We start from the raw sequence: 18,410 nt of genomic DNA on the forward strand, positions 1-18,410 counted from the left end.
GATGTAGACGAGGTGTAAATGTCCCTCCGGCACGCAATCGCAGCCCTGGCCGTCGTGCCCGCGCTCGTGGTTCCCACCGCCGCCCAGGCGGCCACCGCCCACCACGACCACGGCCCCTCCCCCCGGGCCGCCTTCGACCTGCAGGCCCACCGCGGTGGCATCGGCATGACCACCGAGGAGTCCCTGGAGGGCTTCGGCAAGGCCCTGCGCCTCGGGGTGAGCACCCTGGAGCTGGACACCCACGTCACCAAGGACCAGAAGGTCGTCGTCAACCACGACCGCCAGATCAGCGCCCAGAAGTGCAAGGACACCGGTCCTGTGACGCCGGGCGACCCGATGTACCCGTACGTCGGCAAGTACATCAAGGACCTGACGCTGGCCCAGATCAAGACGATGGACTGCGGCTACCAGCAGCTGCCCGGCTTCCCCGAGCAGGAGCAGATCAAGGGCCACCGCATGGTGGAGCTCAAGGACGTCCTGGGCCTGGTCAAGAGCTACAAGGCCAAGAAGGTCAAGCTCAACATCGAGACCAAGGTGGAGGCCGGCGCCCCCGAGCAGACCGCGCCGCGCGAGCTGTTCGTGCGCCGTGTCTTCGAGGAGATCCACCGCTCCGGCATCGAGAAGCAGGTCACCATCCAGTCCTTCGACTGGGGCGCCCTGAAGGAGATGCACGAGCTCGCGCCGAAGTACCCGCTGGTGGCGCTCACCAACTACGACTTCCTCCAGGTCGGCAAGCCCGGCGCCTCCCCGTGGCTCGGCGGCATCGACGCCGACGACTACGACGGCGACTTCGTCAGGGCCGCCGCCGCCGTCCCCGGCGTCACGGCGCTCTCCCCGGTCTACGGCATGCCGCAGAACGGCACCATCGCGGACCCGGACTTCAGGTTCTACGTCACGCCCAAGATGGTGGACGACGCCCACGCGCGCGGCCTGAAGGTCATCCCGTGGACCTGCGACGACAACCCGACCATCGAGGCACTGATGGACATGGGCATCGACGGGATCATCACCGACTACCCCAACCACGTCCGGCAGATCATGGCCGACCGCGGTATGCGCCTGCCCAAGGCATACCCCGCCCCGCGCCACTGACGACCGGCGCCCCGCATCCGCGGACGCTCCCGGCACCGGACGGTTCCGGGGGCGTCCGCGTACGGTTCAGGTGGTCGAGGCGGCGGGCTCCTCGGCCCGGCCGGCCAGGTGCTCCTCGGGGTGGACGCACTTGTAGAGGCACTGGGTGCGGGACATCGCGAAGACCCCGTAGCTGAGCACCGCGAACCCGGTCAGCGCGGGCAGCAGCCAGAATCCGGTGCGCGGCTGCTCGCCGTAGAGCGCGACCCCGAGGCAGAAGCCGACGACGGCGTCGCCGAGCGTCAGGGCGGGCTGGGAGGCGATCAGCGGTCCCCCCTGCATCGCGGTCCCGAGCAGGAACAACGAGAACCCGCCGGCCGCGGCGAACGCGTAGGTCTGCCAGGACAGCAGCCAGGCCGCGACCCCCTGGTGCTCCAGGATGTCCATGGACGACTTGATCAGCGCGGCCGTGAGGGCGTTGCCGACCGCCGCCGCCGCGCCGAGGCAGGCGGCGCGCGTCAGGCCGCTGGGCCGCCGCAGCCCGGCGATCACCAGCACCGCGCCGAGGCCGCCGACGATCAGCAGCGTCGGCACCCACCAGATGCCCGGTACCTGCTCCCGCCCCCCGCTGGGCGCCATCGAGAAGAGGAACAGCGCCAGGCCCCCGGCGATGCACGCCACGCAGGCCCACGCCGTGCGGGACAGCTCGACGTGGAAGACCATGCCGCCGATCACCAGGGCCAGCGGGAGTTCCAGAATGAACACCGGCTGGACCGCGGCGAGCGAACCGGTGCCCAGCGCGAGCGCCTGGAAGATCGCGGCGAAGATCACGCCGAGGATGCCGGCGAGCCAGACCGGAGTGCGCAGCAGGTCCTTCATCAGACCCAGGCGCAGGGACTTCGAGGCGGGGACGGTGAGCACCGCGCGTCGCTGAAGGACCGTCCCGAGGGCGTTGCTGCAGGCCGCGAAGACGGCGAAGAGGATGGAGATCATGACGACGGCACCACTCCCGCGTGCTCGGCCGCGGTCGTCCTCGTCCGGCTCGCCGCCGGACGACGCTTGACTGTCTTGCTTGATTCGTCCGGTTTTCTGCGTGAAGGGAAAGTCTAACGTCGAACGTATGCGGAGGCCCGCCGCGCTCCGGTGATCACGGGTGCGCCACGGGCGCCCCGCTGACGGGTGTGGCACTCACAGTGCGGCGCGGTCGCCGGTGTCCACCGGCTGCGTGGCGCGCGCCCCACGCAGCGCGTCGGAGCGCACCTCGTCGGCGGTCAGCACGTAACCCGTCGTGGAGTCGGTGGTGGAGCGGGCGAAGACCACCCCGTAGACGCGTCCGGAGGTATCCAGCAGCGGTCCGCCGGAGTTGCCGGGGCGCACCACGGACCGGACCTGGTAGATGTCGCGGGTGACCGTGCCGTCGCCGTAGATGTCCTGGCCGGTGGCGCGGATGCGCCCGGCCACGGTCGCGGCGCGCAGGTCGAGTCCGCCGTCCTGCGGGTACCCCGCCACGACCGCGCCGTCACCGCGCACGGCCTCGTCGGTGAAGCTCAGCGCGGGCGCGTTCAGCCCCGGGACGTCCAGGACGGCGATGTCCTTGCCGGGGTCGAAGAGCACGACGGTGGCCCGGTAGGCCCGTCCGACGCCGCCGAGCTGCACCGCGGGCTGGTCCACCCCGGCCACCACGTGGGCGTTGGTCATGACGTGCTCGTCGGCGTATACGAAGCCGGTGCCCTCCTGGCCCTGGCGCCGGCCGTCGACGAAGGCGACGCCCTCGATCTTGACGGTGCTGCGCGCCGCGGCGGCGGCCGCGGCCGCGGTGACGTTGTCCCCGGAGGGTGCGGGCACCCCGTTGACGGGCTCGGACTCGAACGGGTTGAACACCTGCGGGAACCCGGCCTCGGCCAGCGCGCTGGTCGCCCGGCTGAACCAGGCCGGCGCCTGCCGGGGCATGGTGTCCTGGACGGCGCCGAGCACCTCCGACCCGCGGATCGACTGCGCCAGCACGCTGGAGGAGGAGGTCACCAGCACGCTCGCGGCCACCCAGGAGACCAGCAGCACGGCCACGGCGTTCGCCGCCGCGCCGCCCACCCCGTCGAGCCAGCGCAGCGGGCCCCAGTCCAGTCCGGTCCGGACCTTCCAGGCGACCCCGGAGGCGAGGGCGTGCCCGCCGGCCGCGGGAACCAGCACGGTGAGCAGCGCCACCAGCGTCGCCCGCGGCGTGCCCGGCTCGACGTACTGCAGCACGTACGGCAGCAGCCACACGCCGACCACCGCACCGCCGAGGAAACCCGCGAGCGAGATGCAGCCCGCGACCAGTCCGCGCCGGAAACCGGCGACGGCGTTGGCGACGGTCAGCACCAGCAGCAGGAGGTCGAGCAGGTTCAACCGAGGGGCCTTTCGACGAAACCCTATGGACCAGTGAAAACGCACATTAACTGACCATAGGTTCCCTTTTATGGCGCAGCGCACGCAGATTCCGTCACATCCATCCCGGACTCCCCGGCTCGCCGCCGTATCGCATGGGAAAGGCCCGGCACGGCCTCCGTGTGCAACCACGGACGCCGGCACCGGGCCCTCCGTCGCACCGCACCCCGTCCCCACGGGTCGGCGCGTGCGGGACCTTCCCACCGCTCAGGGGTGGCCCCGCAGCTCACTCCCCCTACATGTCGACGACCGGAGCGGCGTCAGCATTCCCGTCCCGAGCAGGAATTCCGCGCCGGTACATCAGGAGGCCGATCACCAGGCCGGCGGCGAAGAAGGCCGCGGCCCACCAGGAGGCCGTCGCGCCTCCCTCCGCGGTGCTCTGGGACATGCGGGACGCGCTCCGGTCGGTCGCGGGAAGGGCGGGGAGGGACGGGGCGCCGGGGAGCCCGGCTCGATACGAGACCGTTTCGTACATACGGAGACTAGAAGCCGACTTATCGAAACGCAAATGTTTCGATCGCATGGGCGCAACCGGCTGCCTAGAGTGGTTGCCGACGACACAGGAGGTGCGGCCGTGGCCGAGCAGCACGCGGAAGATCGCCGCGAGAAGGCGATACTGGAACGGATCAGCGCGATGGTCTCCGACGAGAGGACCCTGCGCGAGCTCCTGAGCGAGGGGCGGGTGGACAGCGACACCGAGCGGGCGCGGCTCGACGCGCTGGAGCGCGAACTCGACCAGTGCTGGGACCTGCTCCGCCAGCGCCGCGCCAAGGCCGAGGCGGGCGGGGACCCGGGCGAGGCGAAGGTGCGCTCCTCGCGGACCGTGGAGGGTTACCAGTCGTGAAGAGCGACACGAAGGTGACGGACGCATCCGGCGCGCGCCGCTACGAGGCGCACGTCGAGGGCAGGCTGGCGGGCTTCGCCACGTACATCCGCACCCCTGAGATGGTCGCCTTCCTGCACACCGAGGTGGACCCGGAGTTCGAGGGCCGGGGCGTGGGCTCCGCGCTCGCCCGCCACGCGCTGGACGAGGCGCGGGAGCGCGGCCAGAGCGTGCTGGCGGCCTGCCCGTTCATCGCGGGCTGGATCGCGCACCACCCCGAGTACGAGGACCTGGAGTACCGGCCGCGCAGCACGGTCAGCGACTAGCGCCGGCCACCCGGCCCGATGCCGAGCGCGGGCAGCACCACCGCGTCGATGTAGCGGTGCATGAAGGCGGCGTCGACCTCCACGTCCTCCAGCAGGCGGCGGGTTATCACGGCGCCGAGCATCATGTGCGGCATGAACTCGGCCGCGGGGACGGCGGCGTCGATCTCGCCGCGGTCGGCGGCCCACCCCAGCAGTAGCCGCACCCCGGTGAGCTCGGGCTCGATCAGGTGCTGGCGCATCGCCTCGGCGAGGTCGGGGTTGGTGGCGGAGGCGTGGGCCAGGCCCCGGATGAGCGCGGTGTCCACGTCCGAGCCGTCGCCAATGCGGTCGGCCAGCTCGTGCAGGTCGCCGGGGAGCGTACCGGTGTCGACGTTCTCCACGTGCACCGGCTTGATGCACTTGAGCGCGGTCACCACCAGCTCCGGCTTGCTCTTCCACTGCCGGTAGAGGGTGGCCTTGCTGGACCGGGTACGGGTGGCGACCGCGTCCATCGTCAGCGCGTCGTACCCGACCTCGCGCAGCAGCTCGATCACCGCGCCGTACAGTTCCTGCTCCCGCTCGGGGGTCAGCCGGGTGCGGCGCGCCGGTGCGCTCGCGTCGGTCGTCATGTTCCGTGCTCCGTCTCCCGTCCCCCGCGAAACGGTTTCGTATCCCAACGACAATATGGCACCGCCCACCGAAACCGAAACGTTTCGATGGGCGGTTGCACGCGGTACGGGGCCGGGCCGGCTCCGGGCGGGCCGTGCGGCGTCAGGCCAGCGAGGCCGTGAGCGTGATCTCCGTGCCGGCCAGCGCCTTGCTCACCGGGCAGTTCGCTTTGGCGTCCTCGGCCGCCTTGACGAACTCCGCCTCGTCCATCCCGGGCACCTCGCCCTCGACGGTCAGGTGGATGCCGGTGATGCCGGTACCCGGCTTGAAGGTGACGTCGGCCTGGGTGCGCAGCCGGGTCGGCGGGGTGCCCGCCTTGCCCAGGCCGGCCGACAGGGCCATGGAGAAGCAGCTGGAGTGGGCGGCGGCGATGAGCTCCTCGGGGCTGGTCTTCCCGCCCGGCTCCTGCGAGCGGGCGACCCAGGTCACTGGGTACTCCCCGATGCCGGAGGAGTCGAGGGTCACGACCCCGCTGCCCTCCGTCAGACTGCCGTCCCAGACGGTGTGCGCGACCCGCGTGGTGGAGTGCGGCGTGGTGGACATGGTGGATCCTCCCAAGTACGGCGTACGGCTGCGGCGGGTCCAAGTCTTCACCACCGGGCGCCGCTTCGCGAGGCGATCTCCTGCTCGGTGATGGTCGTGTTGCCGTGTTGCCGCCCGTCAAACAAGCCGTCACCCACAAGAGTGGCTGTACGCAGGGATTTCACCGACCCGCCCCCCGCCGCCGCGCCGCCGTCCTACGTTCGGGACCTGGGACGCGGACGTCAAGGAGTGAGCCTGGTGGTCGAATCCGTACGGGTACCGATCCTCGCTTCGTGGGAGCGCTGTCAGACCGCCGGTCTCGACCCCGAGCGGTTCGAGGTCCCGTACACCGACGACGTCGACCCCGCCGGGGCACTGGTCCGGGCCGCGCGTCCGGTCCTCGACCGGCTCGCCGCCACGCTCTCCGGCACCCGCACCGCCGTCCTGCTCACCGACGACCGGGGGCTGGTGATCGACCGCAGGGCCGCCGAACCCCCGCTGCTGCCCGCCCTGGACCGGGTCCGGCTCGCACCGGGTTTCAGCTACCACGAACTGGACGCCGGGACCAACGGCATCGGCACCGCCCTGGCCGCCCGGCAGCCCGTCCGCGTCTCCGGCGAGGAGCACTTCTCCGCCGCCCTGCGCGGCTTCACCTGCTTCGGCGTGCCTGTCCGCCACCCCGCCAGCGGCCGGGTCGAGGGCGTGCTCGACCTCACCAGCCTGTACGGCGAGGCGCACCCCCTCATGGCCGAACTCGCCCGCGGCTGCGCCCTCGCCATCGAGCAGCGACTCCTCGAGGAGTGCGCCGAACGCGAACGCGCCCTGCTGCAGCGCTACCTGACCACCGAGCACCGCGGCGTCGCGGCGGGCTCCCTGCGGCTGGACGGCGCGGGACGCGTCCAGAGCGTCGGCCCCCCGGCCGGGCTCACCGACGGGGACGAGTCGGCGCTCACGGAGACCGCGGCCGGGCTGATCGCCGCCGGACGGCAGGAAGCGCTCGAACTCCCCCTCTCCCACGGCCGGACGGCCCACCTGCTGTGCCGGCCCCTGGCGGGCGGCGCCGTCGTGGAGGTCAGCGTGCCCGAGGACGCCGGTTCCCGCGGCGCCCCCGGTGGGGCCGCGCGCCGACCGCTGCTGGTCGGCGAGCCCGGGGTCGGCCGCCTGGCCGTCGCCGCGCGCCGCCGCCTGGAGCTGCTCAGCGACGCCGCCCTGCGGATCGGCACCACCCTCGACGTCGTGCGCACCGCCCGCGAGATCGTCGAGGCCGCCGTGCCCCGCTTCGCCGACCACGCGACCGTCGACCTGTACTGCCCCGTCCTGCACGGCACGGCCCCCGGGGGCCCCGGAGCGGAGCTGTGCCGGGTGGCGGCGAGCGGCGCCGCCCCCAGCGGCGCGTGCGGCCCGTACGCCAGGGGGGAACCGATTCCCCTCCACCCGGACAGCCCCCAGGCCAGAGCCCTGTGCGGCAGCACCGCGGTCCGCGACACCTCCCCCGGCCCCGACGGCGAGCCGCGTGCCGTCATCGCCGTCCCCCTGCGCGCCCGGGACACCCTGCTGGGCGTCGCCACCTTCCAACGCGCCGCACGAAGCGAGCCGTTCGCCGACGACGACCTCACCCTCGCCCGCGACCTCGCCGCCCGAGCCGCGGTCTGCATCGACAACGCGCGGCTCTTCACCCGCGAGCACCACCTCGCCCTCGAACTCCAGCGCAGCCTGCTGCCGCACGGCGTGCCGGAGCAGCACGCCGTGGACGTCGCCCACCGCTACCTCCCCGCGGCGCGCGGCCGGGTCGGCGGCGACTGGTTCGACGTCATCCCGCTCTCCGGGGCGCGCGTGGCGCTGGTCGTCGGCGACGTCGTCGGGCACGGGATCCACGCCGCCGCCGCCATGGGCCGGCTGCGTACCGCCGTGCACAACTTCTCCACCCTCGACCTGCCCCCCGACGAGCTGCTGGGCCGGCTGGACGACCTCGTCGTCCGCCTCGACGACGAGAGCGGCACCGGTCCCGGCCTCGCGGGCGCGACCTGCCTCTACGCGGTCTACGACCCGGTCGCCCGGCGCTGCCAGCTGGCCCGGGCCGGCCATCCGCCGCCCGCGCTGCTCGCCCCGGACGGCCGGGTACGCTTCCCCGACCTGCCCGCCGGACCACCCCTGGGCCTGGGCGGAGTCCCCTTCGAGGCCGCCGACTTCGCGGTCCCCGAGGGCAGCGGCCTCGTCCTCTACACCGACGGCCTCATCGAGGGCCGCCACCTCGACCCGGACACCGGGATGCGCCGGCTCGGCCGCGCCCTGGCCGTCGTCCCGCAGGGCTGCCCGCCGGAGGAGGTCTGCGCCGCGCTCGAGGACTCGCTGCGCCCCGCGCCCTCGGCCGACGACGTCGTCCTGCTGGTCGCCCGCACGCGGTCCCTGGACGAGCGTCAGGTCGCCTGCTGGGACGTGCCCGACGACCCGGCTGCCGTCTCCGCGCTCCGCTCCGCGATCACCCGGCGGCTGCGGGCCTGGGGCCTGGACGAACTCTCCTTCACCACCGAGCTGATCGCCAGCGAGCTGATCACCAACGCCATCCGCCACGGCGCCGGCCCCGTACAGGCCAGGCTGCTGCGCGACCGGGCCCTGGTCTTCGAGGTCGCGGACGCCAGCGGCACCTCCCCGCGCCTGCGCCGCGCCGCCACCACCGACGAGGGCGGCCGCGGGATCTTCCTCGTCGCCCAGCTCTGCCGCCGCTGGGGCACCCGCTACACCGAACGGGGCAAGGTCATCTGGACGGAGCAGCAACTGCCCGCCTGAGGCGCGCACATCAGCGGAACAACATGCACCGCGAGCCGCGCCCCGGACCCGGAGCGCCCCGCGCGAAGACGACCGGCGACATCGCCGCCGGGCTGCGCGTGGTCGCCCGCGACCGGTGGCTGCGGGCGCTGACGCTGTTCGGCGCCGCGTCCGACCTCGCCCTGATGGCCTACCAGTCGATCCAGGTTCCGTTGCTGGTGCGTCACGTCGGGACCGGCACCGCCCGCGCCACGCTCCTGTTCGAGGTCGGGCCGGCCTTGCCCGCCCTGCTCATCCCGCTCACCACGCGCGCAGCCGGGGTGCTCCGGTACGCGGCCGGAGGCTTCTGCGTCTCCGCGGGCGTGGTCGCGGGCAACGTCCTCAAGGCGGGCTTCCAGCAACGCCGCCCTGAACTACGGCACGCTGCCCGTCGGCACGCTCGGCTCCGTGCTCGGGCTGCGGGCAGCGGGCAGCGCTGTGGATCACCAGCGTGCCGCTCGCCGGGCTGGTGCTGCCGCTGTCCCCGCTCCGCACCGCCCGGGACCTGCCGACGGACCCGCTCCCCACCGGCGACGCCGTCCCCGCCAGAGCCGGCGCGGCCGGATGAGCCCGCACGGGTGGAGCGGTGGGACACGGGGGTTCCGGCTGTGCGCGGACGCGGTGTTGCCTACGGTTGAACCATGACCACGGCTGCAGACAGCGGTACGAACGCGAGCACGGACACCTACGACGTCATCGTCATCGGCGCGGGCCCCACCGGGGAGAACGTCGCCGACCGGACCAGGCAGGCCGGACTGACCACGGTGGTGGTCGAGGCGGAGCTGGTCGGCGGTGAGTGCTCGTACTGGGCGTGTATCCCCAGCAAGGCGCTGCTGCGCCCGCAGGCGGCCCTGGAGGCCGCGCGGGCGGTCGCGGGGTCACGGGAGGCGGCCGGCGGGCGGCTCGACGCCGCCGCGGTGCTGGCCCGGCGCGACTGGTGGACCGGCAACTGGAAGGACGACGGGGCGGTGACCTGGCTGGACTCGGCCGGCATCGACCTCGTCCGGGGACGCGGCCGGCTCGACGGCCCGCGCCGGGTCGTCGTCGAGACCCCGGAGGGCGGCGAGCGTGTCCTGGTCGCCCGGCACGCCGTGGCGGTCTGCACCGGCACCCGCGCGCAACTGCCCGACCTCCCCGGCATCGCCGACGACCATGTGTGGACCAGCCGCGACGCCACCAGCTCCCCCGAGGTGCCGGGGCGGCTCGTGGTGGTCGGCGGAGGTGTCGTCTGCGTCGAGATGGCGACCGCCTGGCGCTCGCTCGGCTCCGAGGTGACCGTGCTGGTCCGCGGCTCCGGGCTGCTGCCGCGCTGGGAGCCGTTCGTGGGCGAGCTCCTCGCGGACGGGATGCGCGCCGCCGGGACGGACATCCGCACCGGCGTGTCGGTCAGGGAGCTGCGGCGCGCGTCGGAGTCCGGGCCGATCACCCTGCTGCTCTCCGACGGTTCGGAACTCGTCACCGACGAGGTCCTGTTCGCCACCGGACGCGTCCCGCACACCGACGACCTGGGCCTGGAGACGATCGGCCTGACCCCCGGCTCGTGGCTGGACGTCGACGACACCTGCCTGGTCAAGGGCGTCGAGGGCGGCTGGCTGTACTGCGCGGGCGACACCAACCACCGCGCCCTCCTCACCCACCAGGGCAAGTACCAGGGCCGTATCGCCGGGGCCGCCATCGCCGCCCGCGCCAAGGGGGAGCCCCTGGACACCGCCCCCTGGGGCCGGCACGCGGCCACCGCCGACAACGTCGCCGTCCCCCAGGTCGTGTTCACCGAGCCCGAGGCCGCCGCCGTCGGCATCACCGCCGAGCAGGCCCGGCGGGAGGGCCGCCGCGTCAAGGTCGTCGACTACGAGATCGGCAACGTCTCCGGCGCCGGCCTGTACGCCGACGACTACAAGGGCAAGGCCCGCGCCGTGGTCGACCTGGACCGGGGTCACCTCGTCGGCGTCACCTTCGTCGGCCCGTCGGTCGGCGAAATGCTGCACTCCGCCACCATCGCCGTCGCCGGTGAGGTGCCGCTGGAGCGGCTGTGGCACGCCGTACCGGCCTTCCCCACGATGAGCGAGGTGTGGCTGCGGCTGCTGGAGACCTACCGGGACGCGCCGGACGACGAAGGGTGACGGAGACGGCGGCCCCGGGCGCCTGCCGATAGGATCGCGCACTGCTCGTCGAGTCCAGGTCGAGGGGACAGCTGAGGTGGGGATTTTCCGGCGCGGGCCGAAGCGTGACCAGCGGGACGCACCCCGCGATCCCGAGTACGCCTTCTTCTCGGTGGACGAGGGCGCGCGCTTCCGCGCGATCGTGCGCGAGTCGTTCGCCGAACTCGGGCTGGAGGTCACGGTCTTCGCCGACATGGTGACCGACGACTCCGGTCGGCGCTTCGGGCTCGGCAACCTCGCCGCGCTCTGCCACAACGACCGCCGCGGCCCCCGCGTGTGGCCGCAGGTGGCGCGCGAGCACGTCGGCGCGGTGCTGCGCACCCTCGACGGGCCCTCCCCGCTGGAGACCCTGCCCACCGAGGAGATCCGCGAACGGCTCTACCCGCGCCTGGTGCCGCCCGACGCGATCGACCCGGAGACCTTCCGCTACGCCCGGATCGCCGCGCCCGGGCTGCTGGAGGTACTCGCCCTGGACCTCCCCGAGAGCGTGATGACGCTCGCCGACCACGCCCTGGTGCCGCTCGGCGACGCCCGCGAGCTGCGCGGCCGCGCCCTGCTCAACCTGCGCGATCTGCCGGTGGAACGCCATGAGGTGGTCCGGCACGCCGACGTGCGCTTCGACGTCCTCGTCGGGGACTCCTTCTTCACCGCCGCCCGGGTGCTGGTCCTGGACGAGCTGGTGGAACGGGTCACCGGGCAGCCGCTGACCGCCGACGGGGCGCTGGTCGCCATGCCGTTCCGGCACCAGCTGGCCTTCCACGCCATCCGTGACAGCGGCGTCATCCCGGCGCTCAACGGCATGGCGGGTTTCGCGGCGGCGGGCCACGAGGACGCGGTGGGCCCCATCAGCCCGTACGTCTACTGGTGGCGGGACGGCGTGCTGACCCAGCTCAGCCGGAAGGACGGCGACGGGCTGCTGATCACCGTCGGCGAGGAGTTCCAGGACGTCCTCGAACGCCTCGTGCCCGACCAGGCGGGCGAGGAGAGATGAGCGGGGACGAACCGGGCGGGACGACCGTCAGACCGCTGATAGGCGTGGACTCCGAGGGACCCGCGCCCGGCTACGCCGAACTGTTCCCCGAGGACCCGCCCGGCACGGGCGACAGCCCGTGCGACAGGCCAGGCGACAGGCCAGGCGACAGGCAGGCGCAGGACCCACCGCAGGAGCCGCACCCGGCACATGGTCCGCGCCGGGCGCGCCGGGCGGCGGCCCGCTCCCGGCGGCGCCCGCGCACCGTCCTCGCGGTCGCCGCGGCGGTGGCCGTCGTCGGCGTACTGGCCCTGCTCGGGCACCTGGTCACCGGTCCGGGCGAGGCCGACCGCGCGCTGCCCGATCCGAGCGCCTCGCCGCCACGGCTCGCGCTGCCCAGCCTGCTCGACTCCGACGGCACGGTGAAGCCCTCGCCCGGCGCCGGGGCCCCGTCGGCACGGACGAGCGGCGACTCCTCCCCGTCCGCCTCCGGTTCCGCGTCCGGCGCGGGGGCACGGGCCTCCGCCACGGGCGCCGCGACCGCCGGCGCGCCGAGCGGGACCGCGGGCACCGCGCCGGCCGGTTCCGGCGCGGTCCTCAAGCCCGGATCGCGCGGCCCCGAGGTCGTGGCGCTGCAGCAACGGCTCGCCCAGGCCGGGGTCTACGACGGCCCCGCCGACGGCAAGTACGACGGCAGCGTCAAGGACGCCGTCCAGCGCTACCAGCAGAGCCACGGCGTCACGGGGGACACCGCCGGGTTCTACGGCCCCGCCACGCGCCGTTCGCTGGAGTCGGTCACCACGGCGCCCTGAGGCCGCAGCGGGTTCACCAGCGGCAGGTAGCGGGCGGCGGCGCCGTCCGCGCCGGTCCAGCGCAGCAGCAGATTGGTCTTCGCGGGGATGTGCCCCGCGGCGAGCAGTTCCCGCAGCGGCGCCGGGTCCCCGTTCCCCGCCGCCCACTCCGCGAGAAACGCCCGGGCTCGCTCCCACAGCACCGGGGTGAGCGCCGGACGGCGTTCGGCGACCGCGCCCGCGATCTCCAGCAGGTTGTTGGTGACGAGGCAGTAGACCAGGCGTTCCCAGCCGTGTGCGGCGTCCACACCGGGCCCTGGGGCGTCCGGCCGTCCATGGCGGCGGAGCAGCTCCCGGTGCCGCTCCTCGACCAGCTTGACGCCCTCGTGGTCGCGGAAGAGGGCCTGGCCCGGCAGCCCGTCGGCGTCCACGGCGACGAGCACGTTCTGCAGGTGGCACTCCAGCACCACCCCGTGGCGCAGGTACGCGTGCAGCACCGGCGGCACGACCTGCCGCAGGTATGCCTCCCACCAGTCCAGGGCACCCTCCGCGGTCAGGCCCGGCGCGGCGAGCGGGCTGCCCTCGTACCCCTCGGCGACGGCCGCCGCGAGCAGCGGGGTCAGCCCGGGGCGCAGGTGGGCGCCGAAGCCGTCGCGGACGAGCACGGCCAGTGCCTCGTAGGCGTCCCGGCCGCCCAGGCCGGCGGTGCGGTAGCCGCGGTCGGACAGGACGTCCGCCTCCGGGACGGCGCGCAGCACCTCGTCGACCGGGCCGAGCCAGCGCAGGTCGTGCCGCCACAGCCGGCGGATGTCGTTGGTGATCCGCACGTCGAGGCTGAACTTCAGGAAGAGGTCGGCCTCCGGCAGGTACACCGTCCGCAGCGACGCCGTCGGCACGGCCGGTACGGCGGTGTGCCCCAGGCGCAGCAGGCGCCCGTCGTGGAGCGCGGGGAGGTCGCCCAGCAGGGCCAGTTGCCAGGGGTGCGCGGGCAGGACCCGGTAGCCCTCGGGAACGTCCGGGTACAGCCGGTCGAGCACCGAGGTGTCGCCCTCGCCTTCCAGCAGGTCCGCGCGGACCGCGAGCAGGGTGAGCGGGAAGCTCGTGTGCGCCTCCGGCGCGTAGGGCAGCAGGCTCTCCGGCGGGCCCCCGCCGCGGGTCTTGGGCGCGGGGTGGTGGCGGTGGCCGGCCACCAGGGCCTGCTCGGAGCGCAGATACGGATCGGCGGGCGGCGGCGCGTGCTCGCGGGCCTCCAGCAGGGCGGCGAGCACATCGCGGCTGTCGCGGATCTCGGCGGGCAGCTCGGTGCCCGCGGCACCGGTGCGGGCGGTGAGTTCCGCCGCGGTGACGTCGACCAGCGCCTCCAGCGGCAGCGGCCGCCAGCCCTCCCCGGTGCGCAGCTCGGGCGCGGCGGGATGGCGGCCGGCCCGCACCCGCAGCAGCCGGCCGGTCGCGGGCAGCCGGTGGACGGGACGGCCCGCGTCCTCGCCCGCGTCCTCGGCGACCTCGCGCAGCAGGCAGTTCAGCAGGGCCGTCACGGAGAGCGCCTCGGCGCGGTCCCAGGCGTCACCCACGACGGCTCGTTCCCGCTGGTCGATGCGCTGGTCGATGCACGATCTGCCACCTTCTGCGTAGGGTAGGGACCCATCATGTACCCGCACTCGGCGGCTGCGACGCGGCGCCCCCTGGAGACGGCGTTCGCCACCGAGCTGGCGACGCTCCGTCCTGATCTGCGCGACGCGTACACCGCCGCGCTCCCCGGTGCCCGCGCCGCCGTCCTCGGCCGCCTGTGGCGCGCCCTGCTCCTGGAACCCCTGCCGGGCATCGCCTCCCGCGGCCCGGACCGGGTGCTCTTCCGCGACGGCCGGGTGCTCACCGGGCCGCGGCGGCTGCCGCACGACCTGGGGTCACCGAAGGACGACTCCGTCCTGTTGCTGGACGGCCGGCCCCACGACCACCCGGCCGCCCTGATGGAGGCCCTCGGGATGCCCGGGTCCGGCCTGCTGCGCGACGAGCTCGACCACAGCGTCGCCTCGTTGGCCCTGTCCCGGGCGGATGCCGCGGGCACGGAGGGCCACGGCGCGGGGCCGCCGACGCTCGCCTCCTTCGAGCAGGGCGTCGTCGACGGCCATCCCTACCACCCGTGCTGCCGCAGCCGTCCGGGTTTCTCCGTGGCCGAGCAACTGGCCTACGGGCCCGAGCACCGGCCGGTCGTCGCCCTCGACCTCGTTTCCGTCCCGGCCGCCGGCTCCCTGGTCGTGGGCGCCTGGCCGGACCGGTTCCGCGACGGCGACCGGCTGCTGCTGCCCGTCCACCCCTGGCAGACCCGGCACATCCTGCCCGCGCTGGGGCTGCGCCCGTACGCCGAGGCGGCCCTCCCCGCCCGGCCGCTGATGTCGGTGCGCACCCTCGCCCCGCTCGACGGCGGCCCGCATCTGAAGACGGCGCTGAGCATGCGGATGACTTCGGCCGTCCGAGACATCTCGGCCCGCTCGGTGACCGGCAGCGCCGCGCTGTCCGCGCTGCTGGACGAGCTGACCCGGCGCCTCGGCGGCGGCACGCTGCGCGTCACCCGCAACCTCGCGGCGGCCGCCGCCGTCGTCGGCGGTGAGGCCAGCCCGGACCTCGCGGCGCTGCTGCGGGAGTCCCCGTCCGGCTTCGCCGACCCGGCGGCCGGGGAGATCGTGCTGCCCGTCGCCTCCCTCACCGGGCGCCCCGCCGACGGCGGGCCGCCGTTGCTCCACTCGCTGCTCGCGGCCGCGGGACCGGGCGCTCCCCGGGACGGAGCCGCCTGGCTCGCCGCCTTCGCCCGGCTCGCGCTGCCGGCCATGCTGCGGCTGCTGTCCTGGGGCGTCGCCCTGGAGGCGCACGGGCAGAACCTCCTGGTCGTCCTCGACCGGCACGCCCGGCCCCTGCGGCTGGTCTGCCGCGACCTCGCCGACGTCCGGATCAGCCCGGCCCGCCTCGCCCGGTACGGCGTCGCGGTGCCCCCGCTCGGCCGCGGCCTCAGCGACGACCCGGCGGTCCTGCACGCCAAGCTCTACGGCTCCCTGGTCGCCACCACGTTCGGCGGCCTCGTCTCCGCCCTCGGCGAGGCCCACCGCCCCACCGAGGCCCGGCTGTGGGCCTCGGTGCGCACGGAGACCGCCCGCGCCTTCGACGCCCTCCCCGCCACGGCGGACACCCGCACCGACCGCGCCGCCCTGCTCTCCGCCCCCGAACTCCCCGTCAAGGCCCTCACCTTGATGCGCCTGGAGACCTCCGCGACCGGCGACCAGTGGACGGGCCTGCCCAACCCCCTGCGCTGACCCCAGGATCCCCCGACGACGGCGGCACACCGGCCCGGGCCGCGCGGCACCTCGGCACCCACCGGCGTCGGCGGCGGTGGTGGTAGTTGGTGCGGCCCATGTGGCCGCAGCTCTCATGGCCATCTCGCCCCGCCCCCCTCGCGCTCGTGCCACCGCCCCGATCGTGCCACCTCCGCCCCTCCTGGGTCAGCCGTCAGGTGACGCTCCACAGACGCCGGTAGAAGGCGGTCCGTTCCGGGTCGGGGGCGATGCCGTACGCGTCGAGGAGCGCGTCCTCCCAGCCGGAGCCGTAGTTCCACTCGGTGCTCCAGGTGGCGACGGCCAGATCGGCCCAGCGGTCGGCGACCCCGAGGGTGCCCATGTCGACGTGGCCCGACCAGGTGCCGTCCTCGGCCAGCAGCGTGTTGGGCGCGCAGGGGTCGCCGTGGCACACCACGAGCCGCTCGACGGGCGGCGCGGGCGGCAGATCCCCCGGCACGTCTCTGCCCGCCGCCCGTGCGCGTTCCAGGCGGGTGCCGACGGACCAGTCGTACGGACAGCCCTCCACGGGCAGCCGCTCGTGCAGCGCGCGCAGCCCGGCGCCCAGCGCACGCACGGCGGCGCCCGGATCCGCCGCCCAGCGCGGGCTGACGGCGCTCTCCCCGGGCAGCCCGCGCGTCACCAGCCAGGTCCCCTCAGCGTCCGTCCCGTGGTCCAGGACGGGCGGCACCGGTGTGAAGCGGCCCGCCCACCGCAGGCGCTCCGCCTCGGCCCCCAGGTCCAGCCCGGAGCCCGCCGGCGCCCACTTGGCGAACAGCCGGTCCTCCCCCGCGCCCAGCCGGAACGTCACTCCGCCCGCGTGGTTGCGCCAGACGGGCAGCGGCGTGCGCTCACCCGCCAGCGCCCCGATCCGCGCGGGCACCTCCACCTCGCCGTCGGGCGGCCCCGAAATCTCCACCGCCGCATGGTGCCCGCGAACCGGGGGGAAAGCCAGCCGATTCCCACGACCGGGCACCTCGCCCCCAAGGCCGGGAGATGGCACGCTGACGGCGGGCGGGCGTCTGGGGAGGGTCGGTCATGCGACGGACAGTGGTGGGCGCGCTGGGCACGCTGGTGGGGGTCGGGTTGTTGTGCGGTTGCACCCCGGCGGACCTGCCGCTCGTCGCGGTCTGGACGAGCCCGGACGGGACGCCGGTGGCGAGGGTGCAGCCGTGCCCCGGGGACCACGCCTCTGGGGTGGACCTGGTCAGTTGGGACGAGCGGGAGTCAGGCGACCTCTGGGCCGACGACCCCTCGACCGGGAACCCCGCTGCCGACGGCCCGTCGAGGGAGACGACCGACAGCGGCTGGCACATGTGGTCGTCGGCACGCATCGGCCGTACGACCTTCCCCCTCTTCGCGCCACCGGCCTCCTGGCAGGTGGAGACCGACGGCACGCAGGCACTCCTGCCGAACCGCACGTATTACCTGTCCTTCTTCGGCCCGCGCGGCAGCGACACCTACGACGGCCACGTCTCCTTCACCGCCGCCGACCTCGCCTCCCTGGACCCCGGCCACGTGTGGGCCGACGGCCGCGCCATGAGCCGGACCGCCTTCGCCGAGCTGGTCGCCGACAAGTGCTGAGCCGCACGCGGCACACCACGGAGCCCCCGCCGGACCTCCCCGGCAGGGGCTTCGTGATGTCGCGAGCCGTTCACCACGCATGGTCGGCCGGCGCGAGTACGCGGCAGGGCATGTCACCCGGGCGACGGCCGCCGTGCTCGGCGCGAGCAGCTCACCCGCCGACCGGGCCCTGCGGCGCCAGGGTGTGGCAGGCCTCCCATGCCGTGTGGAACTGCTTCTTCGTGAACGACGTGGTGTCCGGTATCCGGGCGGTCCGCGGGTCCGGATCGGGGTAACCGGGCAGTCCGTTCTCACGTACACAGGCCGAGAAGTCCCTGTGCTTCCTCATGTCCTCCGGGCTCACGTACAGCGACACGGTGTTCCCCTTGCCCGCACGCGTCTCGCACTCCTTGAAGGCGGGGTCGGTGACCGGCAACGCACTGCCGTCCGCCATTCGGGCGAACATGGAGTTCGCCTCCGGCTTCGGGTCGGGGTCCTTCGCGTCGACGCCGTGCTCGCGCAGACACCGCGCGTAGTCCGTCCACCCGGCCACGTCGAAGGGTCCGCTGTACACGGAGGTGTACTCGTGGTCCGCCCCACCGACGGCGTTGCCCATCTCCACGTTCAGGACCAGGGCCGCCGCCGCGGCGACCAGCACCACAGAGGTGCCGAGCGTGCGCTTGGCAAAAGTACGCATCGATACGTCTCTCGTTCCATCAGGATTCGGATGGGCTGGGAGCTGGCTTCCTACCGGCAGCTGCCCTTCCCGCGCTCGATCCCATCCGACCAAGCCCCGCGTGAACGGGGCGTGAGACGGTCCCCCGCGAACTGACGGCCAAGCACGGCGGTGCCCCCGGGCGTTGGCCGAGCCGGCTCGATCGAAGCCCTGCCCCCGGGTCGTGAGCCCGGACGGACTGACTCCCCGCGTGGGCACCTGCCTTCGTGAGCACGTCGGCAAGCGAAGGGAGATCCGCGTCCCACGATC

Annotated in this window: 17 protein-coding genes; 9 read left to right on the top strand and 8 right to left on the bottom strand. The window is 74.2% G+C overall.

Annotation, left to right across the window (positions count from 1 at the left end):
- Positions 1 to 18 precede the first annotated feature (18 nt).
- A complete protein-coding gene (locus ACRWNP_RS29145) occupies positions 19 to 1,092 on the top strand; it encodes a glycerophosphodiester phosphodiesterase family protein (protein ID WP_431966539.1) in 1,074 nt (357 codons plus the stop codon).
- A gap of 66 nt (positions 1,093 to 1,158) precedes the next feature.
- Here the strand turns inward: ACRWNP_RS29145 and ACRWNP_RS29150 are convergent, their stop codons facing one another.
- The 3 genes from ACRWNP_RS29150 to ACRWNP_RS29160 form a co-directional block, all read right to left on the bottom strand.
- Positions 1,159 to 2,064, bottom strand: a complete 906-nt coding sequence (locus ACRWNP_RS29150; RefSeq protein WP_431966541.1) for a DMT family transporter — start codon at positions 2,062 to 2,064, stop codon at positions 1,159 to 1,161.
- A 195-nt stretch (positions 2,065 to 2,259) separates the two neighbouring features.
- Positions 2,260 to 3,456 carry a MarP family serine protease gene (locus ACRWNP_RS29155; RefSeq protein ID WP_431966543.1) on the bottom strand — a complete coding sequence of 399 codons (1,197 nt, stop codon included), beginning with the start codon at positions 3,454 to 3,456 and terminating at the stop codon, positions 2,260 to 2,262.
- A 274-nt stretch (positions 3,457 to 3,730) separates the two neighbouring features.
- The gene (locus tag ACRWNP_RS29160) at positions 3,731 to 3,883 is read right to left on the bottom strand and encodes a hypothetical protein (protein ID WP_431966545.1); all 153 of its coding nucleotides are present in this window, start codon (positions 3,881 to 3,883) and stop codon (positions 3,731 to 3,733) included.
- Between the two features lie 186 nt (positions 3,884 to 4,069).
- Here ACRWNP_RS29160 and ACRWNP_RS29165 point away from each other — a divergent pair, with 186 nt between their 5' ends.
- Both ACRWNP_RS29165 and ACRWNP_RS29170 read left to right on the top strand, forming a co-directional pair.
- Positions 4,070 to 4,339: a DUF2630 family protein gene (locus ACRWNP_RS29165; protein ID WP_431966547.1), complete on the top strand. Its 270-nt coding sequence runs from the start codon at positions 4,070 to 4,072 to the stop codon at positions 4,337 to 4,339.
- Positions 4,336 to 4,644: a GNAT family N-acetyltransferase gene (locus tag ACRWNP_RS29170; RefSeq protein ID WP_431966549.1), complete on the top strand. Its 309-nt coding sequence runs from the start codon at positions 4,336 to 4,338 to the stop codon at positions 4,642 to 4,644. Before ACRWNP_RS29165 ends, ACRWNP_RS29170 begins: the two co-directional genes overlap by 4 nt.
- Here the strand turns inward: ACRWNP_RS29170 and ACRWNP_RS29175 are convergent.
- Both ACRWNP_RS29175 and ACRWNP_RS29180 read right to left on the bottom strand, forming a co-directional pair.
- On the bottom strand, positions 4,641 to 5,252 hold the full coding sequence (locus tag ACRWNP_RS29175; RefSeq protein WP_431966551.1) for a TetR/AcrR family transcriptional regulator: 612 nt from the start codon (positions 5,250 to 5,252) through the stop codon (positions 4,641 to 4,643). The genes ACRWNP_RS29170 and ACRWNP_RS29175 overlap by 4 nt on opposite strands.
- A gap of 142 nt (positions 5,253 to 5,394) precedes the next feature.
- Positions 5,395 to 5,835, bottom strand: a complete 441-nt coding sequence (locus tag ACRWNP_RS29180; protein WP_018559864.1) for an OsmC family protein — start codon at positions 5,833 to 5,835, stop codon at positions 5,395 to 5,397.
- Positions 5,836 to 6,072: 237 nt separating this feature from the next.
- On the opposite strand from ACRWNP_RS29180, the gene ACRWNP_RS29185 reads away from it, so the two are divergent.
- From ACRWNP_RS29185 to ACRWNP_RS29200, 4 genes are all read left to right on the top strand, one after another.
- On the top strand, positions 6,073 to 8,601 hold the full coding sequence (locus ACRWNP_RS29185; RefSeq protein WP_431966554.1) for a SpoIIE family protein phosphatase: 2,529 nt from the start codon (positions 6,073 to 6,075) through the stop codon (positions 8,599 to 8,601).
- A 659-nt stretch (positions 8,602 to 9,260) separates the two neighbouring features.
- A complete protein-coding gene (locus ACRWNP_RS29190) occupies positions 9,261 to 10,739 on the top strand; it encodes a dihydrolipoyl dehydrogenase family protein (protein WP_431966556.1) in 1,479 nt (492 codons plus the stop codon).
- Positions 10,740 to 10,815: 76 nt separating this feature from the next.
- Positions 10,816 to 11,769: a hypothetical protein gene (locus ACRWNP_RS29195; RefSeq protein ID WP_431966558.1), complete on the top strand. Its 954-nt coding sequence runs from the start codon at positions 10,816 to 10,818 to the stop codon at positions 11,767 to 11,769.
- Positions 11,766 to 12,560 carry a peptidoglycan-binding domain-containing protein gene (locus tag ACRWNP_RS29200; protein WP_431966560.1) on the top strand — a complete coding sequence of 265 codons (795 nt, stop codon included), beginning with the start codon at positions 11,766 to 11,768 and terminating at the stop codon, positions 12,558 to 12,560. Before ACRWNP_RS29195 ends, ACRWNP_RS29200 begins: the two co-directional genes overlap by 4 nt.
- Here the strand turns inward: ACRWNP_RS29200 and ACRWNP_RS29205 are convergent.
- The gene (locus tag ACRWNP_RS29205) at positions 12,509 to 14,110 is read right to left on the bottom strand and encodes an IucA/IucC family protein (protein WP_431966562.1); all 1,602 of its coding nucleotides are present in this window, start codon (positions 14,108 to 14,110) and stop codon (positions 12,509 to 12,511) included. The two genes, ACRWNP_RS29200 and ACRWNP_RS29205, sit on opposite strands and share 52 nt — an antisense overlap.
- A gap of 75 nt (positions 14,111 to 14,185) precedes the next feature.
- Between ACRWNP_RS29205 and ACRWNP_RS29210 the strand changes: the two genes are divergently transcribed.
- Positions 14,186 to 15,844: an IucA/IucC family protein gene (locus tag ACRWNP_RS29210; protein WP_431966564.1), complete on the top strand. Its 1,659-nt coding sequence runs from the start codon at positions 14,186 to 14,188 to the stop codon at positions 15,842 to 15,844.
- A gap of 193 nt (positions 15,845 to 16,037) precedes the next feature.
- Here ACRWNP_RS29210 and ACRWNP_RS29215 read toward each other — a convergent pair whose 3' ends face one another.
- Positions 16,038 to 16,781: an aminoglycoside 3'-phosphotransferase gene (locus ACRWNP_RS29215; protein WP_431966566.1), complete on the bottom strand. Its 744-nt coding sequence runs from the start codon at positions 16,779 to 16,781 to the stop codon at positions 16,038 to 16,040.
- 119 nt (positions 16,782 to 16,900) lie between these two features.
- On the opposite strand from ACRWNP_RS29215, the gene ACRWNP_RS29220 reads away from it, so the two are divergent.
- Positions 16,901 to 17,446 (top strand): hypothetical protein, encoded by a 546-nt coding sequence (locus tag ACRWNP_RS29220; protein ID WP_431966568.1) that lies wholly within the window; start codon positions 16,901 to 16,903, stop codon positions 17,444 to 17,446.
- A gap of 151 nt (positions 17,447 to 17,597) precedes the next feature.
- On the opposite strand, the gene ACRWNP_RS29225 is transcribed toward ACRWNP_RS29220, so the two are convergent.
- On the bottom strand, positions 17,598 to 18,122 hold the full coding sequence (locus tag ACRWNP_RS29225) for a hypothetical protein (protein WP_431966570.1): 525 nt from the start codon (positions 18,120 to 18,122) through the stop codon (positions 17,598 to 17,600).
- Positions 18,123 to 18,410: the final 288 nt, after the last annotated feature.

Origin of the sequence: Actinacidiphila sp. bgisy160, assembly GCF_965342435.1 — a bacterium.
Lineage (GTDB): Bacteria > Actinomycetota > Actinomycetes > Streptomycetales > Streptomycetaceae > Actinacidiphila.